The 12,268-nt window shown below is 66.9% G+C and carries 11 protein-coding genes; all 11 read left to right on the plus strand.

Annotated elements, in window-relative coordinates:
- The coding region (locus MJ785_RS01745; RefSeq protein ID WP_370652846.1) for a molybdopterin-dependent oxidoreductase at positions 1-1,069 on the plus strand (1,069 nt) is incomplete at its 5' end.
- Positions 984-2,339 (plus strand): NADH-quinone oxidoreductase subunit NuoH, encoded by a 1,356-nt coding sequence (nuoH, locus tag MJ785_RS01750; RefSeq protein WP_239308474.1) that lies wholly within the window; start codon positions 984-986, stop codon positions 2,337-2,339. The genes MJ785_RS01745 and nuoH, both read left to right, overlap by 86 nt.
- 3 nt (positions 2,340-2,342) lie before the next feature.
- Entirely contained in the window at positions 2,343-2,963 is a 621-nt protein-coding gene (nuoI, locus tag MJ785_RS01755) for an NADH-quinone oxidoreductase subunit NuoI (protein ID WP_239308473.1), read from the plus strand.
- Positions 2,960-3,757: an NADH-quinone oxidoreductase subunit J gene (locus tag MJ785_RS01760; protein ID WP_239308472.1), complete on the plus strand. Its 798-nt coding sequence runs from the start codon at positions 2,960-2,962 to the stop codon at positions 3,755-3,757. The genes nuoI and MJ785_RS01760 overlap by 4 nt, the downstream gene beginning before the upstream one ends.
- On the plus strand, positions 3,754-4,053 hold the full coding sequence (gene nuoK, locus MJ785_RS01765) for an NADH-quinone oxidoreductase subunit NuoK (protein WP_239308471.1): 300 nt from the start codon (positions 3,754-3,756) through the stop codon (positions 4,051-4,053). Before MJ785_RS01760 ends, nuoK begins: the two co-directional genes overlap by 4 nt.
- A 33-nt stretch (positions 4,054-4,086) precedes the next feature.
- A complete protein-coding gene (locus MJ785_RS01770; protein ID WP_239379955.1) occupies positions 4,087-4,308 on the plus strand; it encodes a hypothetical protein in 222 nt (73 codons plus the stop codon).
- On the plus strand, positions 4,298-6,247 hold the full coding sequence (gene nuoL, locus MJ785_RS01775) for an NADH-quinone oxidoreductase subunit L (RefSeq protein WP_239372960.1): 1,950 nt from the start codon (positions 4,298-4,300) through the stop codon (positions 6,245-6,247). The genes MJ785_RS01770 and nuoL overlap by 11 nt, the downstream gene beginning before the upstream one ends.
- A gap of 1 nt (position 6,248) precedes the next feature.
- A complete protein-coding gene (locus tag MJ785_RS01780) occupies positions 6,249-7,889 on the plus strand; it encodes an NADH-quinone oxidoreductase subunit M (RefSeq protein ID WP_239308470.1) in 1,641 nt (546 codons plus the stop codon).
- Between the two features lie 20 nt (positions 7,890-7,909).
- On the plus strand, positions 7,910-9,481 hold the full coding sequence (nuoN, locus tag MJ785_RS01785) for an NADH-quinone oxidoreductase subunit NuoN (protein ID WP_239308491.1): 1,572 nt from the start codon (positions 7,910-7,912) through the stop codon (positions 9,479-9,481).
- Between the two features lie 7 nt (positions 9,482-9,488).
- The gene (locus MJ785_RS01790) at positions 9,489-10,490 is read left to right on the plus strand and encodes a polyprenyl synthetase family protein (RefSeq protein ID WP_239379956.1); all 1,002 of its coding nucleotides are present in this window, start codon (positions 9,489-9,491) and stop codon (positions 10,488-10,490) included.
- 226 nt (positions 10,491-10,716) lie between these two features.
- A complete protein-coding gene (locus MJ785_RS01795; protein WP_239308468.1) occupies positions 10,717-11,499 on the plus strand; it encodes a hypothetical protein in 783 nt (260 codons plus the stop codon).
- Positions 11,500-12,268: the final 769 nt, after the last annotated feature.

The following is a 12,268-nucleotide window of genomic DNA, read 5'->3' on the forward strand; positions in this document are numbered from 1 at the left end:
GCCCCCGTTGCTGCCGGGTGGCCGCCCGGTCGCGGACGCGGTGGCCCGCGCCGAGGTCGGGACCGTCTGGGGCGAGGCCGTCCCAGCGCGGCCGGGCCGCGACACCGCGGCCATCCTTGCCGCCGCGGCTGCCGGTGAGCTCGATGGACTCGTCGTCGCCGGGATGGACGTCGACGACCTGCCGGATCCGGCCGTGGCGCTGGAGACGATCGCCTCGGTGCCGTTCTGCGTGTCGCTGGAGGTTCGCCGGTCCGCGGTAGCTGAGGTCGCCGATGTCGTTCTGCCGGTCGCGCCGGTGGCGGAGAAGGCGGGCTCGTTCGTCAACTGGGAGGGACGCCTGCGCGCGTTCCAACGGGCGCTGGAGACGCCGGCCCTCGCCGACCTGCGGGTGTTGGACATGCTTGCCGCCCATCTCGGGGTGGCGCTGGGTGTCGCGGACCCCGGCGCGGCCGCCCGCGAGCTCAGCAGGATCGGCCGTGCCGGTGCCGAGGTTCAGCGGGCGCCGGCACCGGCGGTCACACCGCCGGTGCCGGCTGAGCCGCCCGCCGGTCAAGCCGTCCTGGCCAGCTGGCACCAGCTGATCGATGACGGTCGGATGCAGGACGGCGAGCCCTATCTCGCGGGGACGGCCCGTCCGCCGAAGGCCAGACTGTCCGCGGCGACAGCCGGTGAGATCGGAGCGGTCGACGGCGATCTGGTCGCGGTCGCCAGCGACCGTGGGACGATCACCCTGCCCTGGCGGTCGCGGTCATGCCTGACCGGGTGGTGTGGGTCCCGACGTATTCACCGGGGTCGCACCTCCACCGCTGCCTGGCACCCCGCGCGGGCGAGCTGGTACGGGTCGGCGTGGCTGCCCGCACCCCGGCGAACGGCCGCGATCAGGCCCGCGCGCTGGCCACGGCCCAGGCCGGTCCCGCCGCCGTGGACGCCGCCATGGACACCGCCATGGACGCCGCCGCTGCCCAGACCTCGAAGGGCCGGTCATGAGCTATCCATCCTCGTTCGGGGCACCCGCGGTTCCGCCGCTGGCCGCCGCCGGAGATCCGGATCTGTCGGTCTTCGGTGGTGACCCGCTCTGGCTGATCCTCCTCAAGGCTGTCGCGGTGTTTGCCTTCCTCCTGCTGATGACGCTTTTCGCGATCGTGTTCGAGCGCAAGGTGGTCGCTCGGATGCAGCAGCGTGTCGGCCCGAACCGGCACGGGCCCAAGGGCTGGCTGCAGAGCCTTGCCGACGGCGTGAAGCTGATGCTCAAAGAGGACATCATCCCGGTTCTCGCGGACCGGCCGGTCTTCATCCTCGCGCCTGTCGTCTCAGCGATCCCCGCCTTCCTGGCCTTCTCGGTGATCCCGTTCGGGCCGGAAGTGTCGATCTTCGGTCATCACACCGCACTGCAGCTCGCGGACCTGCCGGTCGCGGTGCTGTTCGTGCTGTCCGCGTCGTCGCTGGGCGTGTACGGGCTCATTCTCTCCGGCTGGGCGAGCGGGTCGACCTACCCGTTGCTGGGTTCCCTGCGGTCGGCAGCACAGATCATCTCCTACGAGGTCGCGATGGGGCTGTCGTTCGTCGCGGTCTTCCTCAACTCGGGGACGCTGTCGACGTCGGGCATCGTCGCTGGCCAGCGCCACTGGTGGAACGTGGTGCTGGTGCCGTCCTTCATCATCTACTGCATCGCGATGGTCGGCGAGACCAACCGGACGCCGTTCGACCTCCCCGAAGCCGAAGGCGAGCTGGTCGGCGGCTTCCACACCGAGTACAGCTCGATCAAGTTCGCCTTCTTCTTCCTTGCCGAGTACATCAACACGGTCACCGTGTCGGCGGTGGCGACGACGCTGTTCCTCGGCGGGTGGCAGCCGCCGCCGATCCCGTACTTCTCGCACTTCGACACCGGCTGGTTCCCGGTGATCTGGTTCGTGCTGAAACTACTGGCCTTCCTGTTCCTTTTCATCTGGCTGCGCGGCACCCTGCCGAGGCTGCGTTACGACCAGTTCATGGCGTTCGGCTGGAAAGTCCTGATTCCGGTCGGGCTTGTCTGGCTGCTCGCCGTGGCGACGTTCAAGGTATATCGAGAGAATGTCACCGACCGGACGCCGTGGCTGATCGGCTTCGGGATCGCGGTGGGAATTCTTTTGATCATTACGCTGGTCGACCCCGGCGCTCGCAAGCACGCCGAGCGTCTCGAGGCCGCTGAACGGGAGCGCACGCGCAACGCACCCAGCCTGGACAGGATTCCGTGGCCGCCACCGCAGCCGTCGTCGAAGTCACCGTCGCCGCCGTACGGCCCCGGCCCGAATCGCCCATCTTCCGTCATCGTCGCGGGTGGACCGCGTCAGGAGAGCTGAGCCATGGGGATCCTCGACCCCTACAAGGGTTTCGGCGTCACCTTCTCGACCATGTTCAAGAAGCCGACGACCGAGCAGTATCCGGAGGAGAAGAAGGCGACCGCGCCCCGCTTCCACGGCCGGCACCAGCTCAACCGCCATCCTGACGGGCTGGAGAAGTGCGTCGGGTGTGAACTGTGCGCCTGGGCGTGCCCGGCGGACGCGATCTACGTCGAAGGCGCCGACAACACCGAGGCGCAACGCTATTCCCCGGGGGAACGGTACGGGCGTGTCTACCAGATCAACTATCTGCGCTGCATCCTGTGCGGCCTGTGTATAGAGGCGTGCCCGACCAGAGCGCTGACCATGACAAACGACTACGAGCTCGCCGACGACAGCCGCACTGACCTCATCTTCACCAAGGAACAGCTGCTCGCCCCGCTGCGGGAGGGGATGACGGCGCCGCCGCATCCGATGTTTCTTGGCGAGAGCGAAACGGACTACTACCGGTTTGACCCGAACCGTTCGGGTCCGTTCGACGCCTCCGGGGCCAGGGCCGCGGACTTCACGCCCGAGGGCGGCGCGGGCTCCGGGTCACCCGGCCTGGACGCGGTGTCCGGCGGGGATCCGGAGCTGGTCCGATGAACGCCGCGATCCTGGTTCAGGCGGCGGGTGAGTTCACCCGGACGTCCGGCGGTGAAGCCGCGACATTCTGGGTCCTCGCCCCGGTCGCGGTCCTCGCCGCGCTCGGCATGGTGCTCGCCCGCAGCGCCGTTCACGGTGCGCTGCTGCTGGTCGTGAACCTTTTTTGCCTGGCCGTGTTCTACCTGCTACAGGACGCGCCGTTCCTCGGTTTCGTACAGATCATCGTGTACACCGGGGCAATCATGGTGCTGTTCCTGTTCGTGCTCATGCTTGTCGGGGTGGACTCCGCCGACTCGCTTGTGGAGACCCTGCGGGGCCAGCGGATGGCGGCGATCGTCCTCGGGGCCGGGTTTGCCGGGCTCCTGGTGTTCCCGATTGGTGGTGTGATCAGCGGGACGAAAGCCGCTGGGCTTGCTGCCGCCAACAACGGCGGCAACATCCAGGCGATCGCCCGTCTGCTGTTCACCGACTACGTATTCGCTTTTGAGATCGTGTCCGCGCTGCTGATCATTGCGGCGGTCGGCGCGATGATACTTGCTCATCGTGAGCGGGCCGGTGGCAAAATCACGCAGAAGGAGATGCTGCGGCGGCGTTTCGCCGCTGGCGGCCCCGTCACCCCGGTGCCGGGACCAGGCGTGTACGCGAGGCCCCAGGCGGCTGATGTGACGCCAGCGCTTCCGCCCGCTTCTGACGATCCCGGTCATCCCGGTGATTCCGGTGATTCCGGTGATTCCGCTGGCGGGGACGCGGACAGCCCGCACCCGGTCGGGGCCGGAAAGGGGGCAGCGCGATGAATCCCGCGAACTATCTGATTCTGTCCGCGCTGTTGTTCACGATCGGTGCGGTGGGCGTCCTGCTACGCCGCAACGCCATCGTCGTGTTCATGTGCGTCGAGCTGATGCTCAACGCGGCGAACCTGACCCTGGTCACGTTCTCCAGGATCAACGGAACGCTGGACGGCCAGATCATCGCCTTCTTCGTGATGGTCGTCGCCGCCGCGGAGGTGGTCATCGGCCTGGCAGTCATTCTCACGATTTTCCGGACCCGCCGCTCCGCCTCGGTGGACGACGTGAATCTGCTCAAGTACTAGGGCGTGTCTGATGAATGTTGATCGATGCGGACGATGATCCAGAAGGTCTCCAGCCCGCCGATCGACGGCCGTGGTGCCGGGCGCGGCGACGAAGTGGCGGCCGGAATTCCGGTTACGGCAGAACGGACGATGAGCGCAGTGACGCATATACATCTTGGCCATGCATCCAGTGCCGATGAGCACTGTGCCGATGAGCAGAGTGCCGACGCATCCGGCGGCCGTGCCGATGGTAACGAGGTACGCCATGCCGCATGAGCCGCACTACGCCTCCGCCACTGGCATCTTCTCGGTGATGTGGCTGTTGCTGGTGCTGCCGCTGGCGGGGGCGGCGATCCTGCTGCTGGGTGGGCGCCGTACCAACCGCTGGGGCCATCTGCTGGCTACCGCGGCCGCCGCCACGAGCTTTGTCGTGGCGCTGCTGCTGTTCTTCGCGCTGCTGGGGCGTAGTGGCGACGATCGGGCGGTCTCGCAGCACCTGTTCTCCTGGATTCCGGTCAACAGCTTCCAGGTGGACGCCGGGCTGCTCTTCGATCAGCTGTCCGCGCTCTTCGTCCTGCTGATCACTGGTGTGGGGACACTCATCCACGTCTACTCGATCGGTTACATGGCGCACGATCCGGCCCGGCGGAAGTTCTTCGCCTACATGAACCTGTTCCTGGCGTCGATGTTGCTGCTCGTGCTCGGTGACAACTTCCTCGTCCTCTATGCCGGCTGGGAGCTGGTCGGTCTCTCGTCCTATCTGCTGATCAAGTTCTGGGAGGACAGGCCGGCCGCGGCGACCGCCGCGAACAAGGCCTTCTATATGAACCGGGTGGGCGATGTCGGGCTGGCCCTAGCCGTCATGTTCATGTTCGCGACGGTCGGCAGCACGAACTTCGACACGGTGTTCGGCGCGGCGGCCGCGGGTGTGATCGGTTACGGGACGCTGACCGCGATCGCCCTGCTGCTCCTGTTGGGCGCCTGCGGGAAGTCCGGTCAGTTCCCGTTGCAGGCCTGGCTGCCGGACGCGATGGAGGGCCCGACCCCGATCTCCGCGCTCATCCACGCGGCCACGATGGTGACGGCCGGGGTGTATCTCATCGCCCGAGCCAATCCGATCTTCACAGAGACCCAGGCGGCCCGGACCGTAGTCGTGATCATCGGTGCCGGCACCATCCTGATCGGCTGCGTCATCGGCTGTGCCTACGATGACATCAAGAAGGTGCTCGCCTATTCGACGGTGAGCCAGATCGGTTACATGTTCCTGGCTGTCGGTCTCGGTCCGGCGGGCTACGCGCTCGGCATCATGCACCTGCTCGCGCACGGCTTCTTCAAGGCGGGGCTGTTCCTCGGCGCTGGCTCGGTGATCCATGCCATGAACGACGAGCAGGACATGCGAAAATACGGTGCCCTCTGGCGGCTGATGCCGGTCACCTGGGCCACCTTCGGTATCTGCTACCTCGCAATCATCGGGTTTCCACCGCTGTCCGGCTTCTTCACCAAGGACAAGATTATTGAAGCTGCCTTCGACAAGGGTGGGACCAGCGGATACCTGTTGGGATCGGCCGCGTTGCTCGGCGCGGGGATAACCGCCTTCTACATGACCCGGCTGTTTCTCATGACCTTCCACGGTGAGCGCCGCTGGTCGGACAAGGGGCCGCGGGCGGTACACCCGCATGAGTCCCCGAGGGTGATGACCGGCCCGATGATCCCGCTCGCGATCGGAGCGGCGGTTGCCGGTGGGCTGTTCGTGCTCGGTGGTTCCGTGCAGAACTGGCTGGCGCCGGTCGTCGGCGAGAGCGCGGAGGAGGGCGTGCACACCATGTCCCCGGTGGTTCTCACGGCACTCACCCTGCTTGTCGCCGCCGGTGGCTTCGCTGGCGCGTACCTGCGCTACCAGCTCCGTCCGGTCGAGGCCGTGGCCCCGCCCGACGCGGAGGTGGGCCTGGTGACCGTTGCCGCGCGGCACGATCTCTATGCGAACACCTTCAACGAAGCCGTGTTCATGCGTCCAGGTCAGTACGCCACCCGGTTCCTGGTCTGGCTGGACACCGTCGGGGTGGACGGTGCGGTCCGCGGCAGCGCCGCGGCGGTCGGCGGCCTGTCCGGGCGGCTGCGCCGGACCCAGACCGGATTCGTCCGCTCCTACGCGCTGTCGATGTTGGGAGGTGCCGTTCTCGTGGTCGGCGCGCTGTACCTGGTAAAGGTTGGCTGACGTGAACAGCTTTCCCTGGTTGACGACCCTGCTGGTCATTCCTGTCGTGGCGGCCGTTGTCGTGCTGGCCGTCCCGCGGCGGTTCGCCACGCTGGCCAAGCAGATCACGCTGGTTGTCACACTTGTGGAGTTCGGGCTGGCGCTGTTGGCCACCATCGCGTATGAGCCGTCCCGGGCCGGCTTTCAGTTTGCCCAGAAGTACTCCTGGATCAGACAGTTCGGGGTTTCCTACTCGGTGGGTGCCGATGGCATCTCGCTGGTTCTCATCCTGCTCGCGACGCTCCTGGTGCCGGTTGTCGTCCTGGCTTCCTGGGACGAGGTGACAGGCCCCGCGCCGGCCGCTGCCGCCCGTGCCGCCCGTGCCGCCGATCCGGGCGGGGCGGCTGCCGGCCCGGCTGCCGGTGTTGTGAGCAGGCGCAGCGTTCCCGCCTTCTTCGCGCTTCTGCTCGTTCTCGAGGCGGGGATGGTCGGCGTGTTCGCGGCGACCGATGTTTTCCTGTTCTACGTCTTCTTCGAGGCCATGCTGATCCCGATGTACTTCCTGATCGGGAGCTATGGAGCGGTGAAGGAGCAGGCGCAGCGTTCCTACGCCGCGGTGAAGTTCCTGCTGTACAGCCTGTTCGGCGGACTGTTGATGCTCGCCGCCGTGATCGGCCTGTATGTGGTCTCGGCCGATCAGCTGGGAACCGGCACATTCGATTTTGCCACCCTTCGTCAACTTGACATCACTCCGGGCGTCCAGAAGCTGTTGTTCCTTGGCTTCTTCATCGCGTTCGCCATCAAGGCGCCGCTGTTCCCCTTCCATACCTGGCTCCCCGACGCTGGCGCGCAGTCGCCGACCGGCGGCGCGATCCTGCTGGTGGGGGTCTTGGACAAGGTGGGTACCTTCGGGCTGATCCGGTACTGCATCCCACTGTTCCCGAAGGCCTCGTCCTACTTCGCGCCCATGGTGCTCGCCCTCGCGGTGATCGGAATCTTCTACGGCGCGCTGCTGGCCATCGGCCAGCGGGACATGAAACGCCTGGTTGCCTACACCTCCTTGGCGCACTTCGGCTTCATCGCCATGGGAACCTTCGCGCTGACGTCGCAGGGTGGGACGGGCGCGGTGTTGTATATGGTCAATCACGGTCTGTCCACGGGTCTGCTGTTCCTCGTGGTCGGCTTCCTGGTGGCCCGGCGTGGCAGCCGGGACGTCAGCGCCTATGGCGGGATGGCTCGGGTGACGCCGGTCCTGGCGGGGGTCTTCCTGATCGCGGGCCTGTCGTCGCTGGCGCTGCCCGGTCTGAACAGCTTTGTCAGCGAGTTTCTGGTGCTGGTCGGAACGTTCACGCGCTACCGGGCGCTGGCGATCGTGGCCACCTGCGGCATCGTGTTGGCCGCCGTCTACATCCTGTACCTCTACCAGCGGACCATGACCGGTCCGCTGGTCGGTGAGCAGGCTCGGGGGGTACTCGATCTCAGCCTTCGAGAGAAGATCGTTGTTGCTCCGGTAGTCGTTTTGATCATCGCCCTTGGTGTCTACCCGAAGCCCCTTATCAACATCATCCGTCCGACCGTCACGGCGACGTTCGAAGACGCCGGGCACACCGATCCGGCACCCACCATCCCCGTGAACGCAAGTCAGGCCGGAGGCCATTCGTGAGCGCTCCACCAACCGCCGTCCTGGCCCAGGACGCGCTGGCCCAGAGCATCCAGGGGACGATCGACGTCCCGCCGATCCAGTACGCGGCGTTGAGTCCGATCATCATCGTGTTCGGTGTGGCGCTGGCGGCTGTCCTCATCGACGCGTTCGCGTCGGCGAGGACACGCCGGCTCCTCCAGCCGCCGCTGGCAGCCGTTGGCTTCGCGGTGGCGTTCGTCGCGGTCGTGTTGCTGCACGGCCGGCGGCAGATCCTCGCGGCGGGCGCGGTGGCCATCGACAGCCCTACGTTGTTCCTGGAAGGCGCCATCCTGCTGTTCGCCTTCCTCGCGGTGCTGCTGGTCGCTGAGCGGCGGCTGGACTCCTCCGGAGGCGCGATCGTGGCCTCCGCGGCGGTTACCCCCGGTTCACCGGGCGCGACCGCCGCGCGGACTTCCGCCGCTGTGCAGACCGAGGTATACGCGTTGATGGCCTTCTCGGTGGCCGGGATGCTGCTGTTCGTCTCCGCCAACACGCTTCTGGTCATGTTTGTGGCGCTGGAGATCCTGTCCCTGCCGCTCTACCTGCTCGCCGGCCTCGCCCGTCGGCGGCGGCTGCTGTCCCAGGAAGCCGCGATGAAGTACTTCCTGCTCGGGGCGTTCTCCTCGGCCTTCTTCATCTACGGCCTTGCCTTCCTCTACGGCTATGCCGGCAGTGTCGATCTCGGCCGGATAGCCGATGCCGCGGGTACGGCCACCGCGAACGACACCTACCTGTACCTGGGCATGGCTCTTCTCGGTATCGGGCTCTTTTTCAAGATTGGTGCGGTGCCGTTCCACTCGTGGACCCCTGACGTCTACCAGGGCTCACCAACACCGATCACCGCGTTCATGGCCGCGGGTACGAAAGTGGCGGCATTCGGGGCGTTGCTGCGGGTTTTCTATGTGGCCTTCGGTGGGCTGCGCTGGGACTGGCGTCCCACGGTCTGGACGATCGCCATCATGACCATGGTGGTCGGCGCGGTGTTGGCGCTGACTCAGCGTGACATCAAGCGGATGCTGGCCTACTCGGCGATTGCGCACGCCGGCTTCCTGCTCACCGGTCTCGCCGCGGCGAACAGCGACGGGCTGCGCGGGTCCCTGTTCTATCTGGTCGCCTACGGTTTCACCACGATAGCCGCGTTCGGCCTCATCACCATGGTCAGGACCGCGGATGGTGAGGCGAGCGATCTGTCCCAGTGGCAGGGGCTGGGGCGGCGCTCTCCGGTCCTCGCGGGGATTTTCGCCTTTCTCCTGCTTGCTCTTGCGGGTATCCCACTGACCAGCGGATTCACCGGAAAGTTTGCTGTCTTCCAGGCCGCCGTCGCTGGGAACGCGACACCGCTTGTGGTGGTCGCCCTGGTGACGAGCGCGATCGCGGCCTTCTTCTACGTTCGGGTGATCGTGTTGATGTTCTTCCAGGAACCGGTGATGGATGGCCCGATAGTCGTCACCCGGCCGACCTTGACCTACGCCGCCGTCGGTATTGGCGCGATCATGACGCTGCTGCTGGGAGTCGCGCCACAGCCCCTGCTCGACCTTGCCGGTACCGCGGCCACGTCCGGCTTCGTACGCTGACGAACATATGAGTGCAACCGGGCTGGATCTCACGGGGATCAGGACAGATCCTGATCTTGGATATGCTGTTCGCCTTGGGCTTGACAAGGTCGAACGGATGCTGCGCACGGCCATCCACAGCGACGTGCCCTTCGTCACCGAGACGTCACGGCATCTCGTGGATGCCGGTGGCAAACGGTTCCGACCAATGCTCGTGCTGCTGGCGGCCCACTTTGCCGACCCCGACGCCGTAGGCGTCGTCCCGGCTGCGGTGGCGATCGAGCTCACTCACCTGTCGACCCTCTACCACGATGACGTCATGGACGAAGCTCCGTTGCGGCGGGGATCGGCATCGGCGAACGTCCGCTGGACCAACACGATCGCCATCCTGACCGGTGATTTTCTGTTTGCCCGTGCCTCTGACATCACCGCTGATCTGGGCCCCGCGGCCACCCGTATCCTGGCGCGCACGATAGCGACGCTGTGCGAGGGGCAGATCCGGGAAACGGTCGGCCCGACCGCGGGACAGGATCCTGTTGATCATCATCTGCGTGTGATCACAGAGAAGACCGCGTCGCTGATCGCGGCCTCCGGTCGGCTCGGCGCCATGCTCGCTGGCTCCGATGCTTTCACCGCGGACACCCTTGCCGCGTTCGGTGAACGGTTTGGAGTGGCCTTCCAGCTTTCCGATGATCTGATCGATGTGGCCTCGGACGAATCGGCCTCGGGCAAGACGCCCGGCACCGATCTGCGTGAGGGCATCCCCACGCTGCCGGTGCTTTATGCGCTACAGGAGGGCGATGCTGCCGCGGCCAGGCTGCGCGATCTGATCGGGGACGGGTTCACCGCGGAGGGGGCCCTCGCGGAGGCGTTGGATCTGCTGCGTGGCCATCCAGCTATGCGGCGGGCTCGTGCCGAGGTAATCCGTTGGGCGAGCGATGCGCGTGACTGCCTGGCCTCGTTGGAGAAGGGCCCGGCCAGGGCCGCGCTGGAGGCGCTTGCTGACTATGTGGTGGATCGCACCGGATGATCACGGTGGTTGCGGTTTCCGGCACACCGCGGAAAGCTGGCCGGGACCGTTGAGAACGGCCGCCCACTCGGGCTGACGGGCGAGATCCGAGTGAGCGGCTCGTGGCGATGATTTTTATCGACTGTGCGGCCAGACCGGCGCAACGTCGTGGAGTTTCAACACGCTGTTCGAAAGATCCTGGATCGGGATACTCGCATTTACCGGAGTCGGGGCCGGAGCCGGAGTCGTGGTGGCCGGCGCGGCGGCTGTTTGCCCGGCGGCGTTCGGTGACTGCTGCCCAGGGGCAGTCGCGGAACCGCCGGTCTGCCCCACCGCTCCGGCGGTGGGCGTGCCGGTGGTGGCGGTGGGAGTGGCGGGAGCGGTAGGAGTCGGCGAAGCGGCTGGTGGCGGGCTGGCCGGAACCGTCGGCGAGGTGGCGTCGCCCGCGCCGGGCTGGGCCGGGTCCTGCGGGACGGTTGTGGCCTGCCCAGTGTTGGCCTGGGCAGCGGTAGCGACCTGTCCGGTAGCGGTGGGGACCGATCCGCTGGATGTCCCGTCGGTGGACGCCCCGGGGGTACCGGCCGGTGCCGGGGGCGCGGGTACGCCGGCCGGGATGCCGGCGGCGGGCACGCTGCCCGGCAGGTTCAGCTGCGGCCCGCCGATACCATCGGCCGCTGTGATCGGCCCGGTCCCCGCGGCGGCCCGGCCGGAAATGAGCGATCTGCTCCGGGCATCCGGTGGGAAGAGCCTTGCCGGCGGCTGGTGGGTACCGTATGACGCCTGGGTGGGGAGCGACCTGGTGAGTGACGCTCCTATACCGATCCCCGCGCTGGGCGTGGTCTCCATGGTCGCGGGACCGGTGATCGACGTGTCATTGCTCCCCGACAATGCCAGACCGGTCAGTATTACCGAGATGCCGGCCAGTGACGCGGTGCCGGCGACGACCAAGCGGCCGCGCCCCTGCTTTGCGGTGACGCGCCGGTGCGCGCCCCGGGAGCGGGCGGCGTTCGATCGAGTGCTGTCTGACTGAACGTTGCCGCTGCTGGGCACCGGCATGCCCGGCACCGGTCTGGCTGTCCGTTCCTCGGCGACCTTCGCCGTCCACGCTTGTCGCCGGTCCATCGGCGCGGCGGCAGTCACCGTGATCTGAGTACGCCGGGCTGAGCTGCTGACCGAGATCGGGCCGGTTACCGTATCGAGTTCGCCGGGTTCCAGCAGCTGGTGGCGGGGGAGGAACAGCGCCCCCGCGGGTCGTGGCGCCGGGGCTGCCCCGTGGGCCGGGCTGGCGGTCTCTGGGCTGACGCTCGGATGGGCATGACCGCGATCCGAGCGGCGTGGATTACTCGCTGTCTGCCGTGAATGCCGGCCGGCGGAGTGGCTACCCACAACCCACCTCGAATCTTGACTCGGGTGCGACATGAGGATACATCCACATTGTTCGGGCTTGCCGGCGACGAGGCGGTTCGTTGTGCACTGCTCCTCCGGATCAGTCGCTGATGGTAGCCCCCGAACCCCACCACCCGCCTGACTGATCCGGATTGATTCAGAAAGACGGATTCGGGACGCCAGTTGGTCTATGACCCTACCCGACTGGATATGGGCATCCGCGAGGGAGGTGGACAATTTTGCACCAAAAGTACTATCCGGATGTGGAGTGAGTGCGCCTCACGATCTCGATCGCTCTTCTGGCTGAACGGGTCGGAGCGCGGGGTGCCCGGATGCCCGGATGGGCCCGGCCCGTCGGGTGTCGACAGGTCGGGCCCATCCGGGCCGTGATTCGGTTCAACGGCTTAGAGCGC

Source organism: Protofrankia sp. CiT1, assembly GCF_917627335.1.
Taxonomy (GTDB): domain Bacteria; phylum Actinomycetota; class Actinomycetes; order Frankiales; family Frankiaceae; genus Protofrankia.

Bases quoted from the DNA above. Each gene is read 5' to 3' on its own strand.
- nuoH (WP_239308474.1), top strand. From the start codon at position 984: ATGAGCTATCCATCCTCGTTCGGGGCACCCGCGGTTCCGCCGCTGGCC.
- nuoI (WP_239308473.1), top strand. From the start codon at position 2,343: ATGGGGATCCTCGACCCCTACAAGGGTTTCGGCGTCACCTTCTCGACC.
- MJ785_RS01760 (WP_239308472.1), top strand. From the start codon at position 2,960: ATGAACGCCGCGATCCTGGTTCAGGCGGCGGGTGAGTTCACCCGGACG.
- nuoK (WP_239308471.1), top strand. From the start codon at position 3,754: ATGAATCCCGCGAACTATCTGATTCTGTCCGCGCTGTTGTTCACGATC.
- MJ785_RS01770 (WP_239379955.1), top strand. From the start codon at position 4,087: ATGATCCAGAAGGTCTCCAGCCCGCCGATCGACGGCCGTGGTGCCGGG.
- nuoL (WP_239372960.1), top strand. From the start codon at position 4,298: ATGCCGCATGAGCCGCACTACGCCTCCGCCACTGGCATCTTCTCGGTG.
- MJ785_RS01790 (WP_239379956.1), top strand. From the start codon at position 9,489: ATGAGTGCAACCGGGCTGGATCTCACGGGGATCAGGACAGATCCTGAT.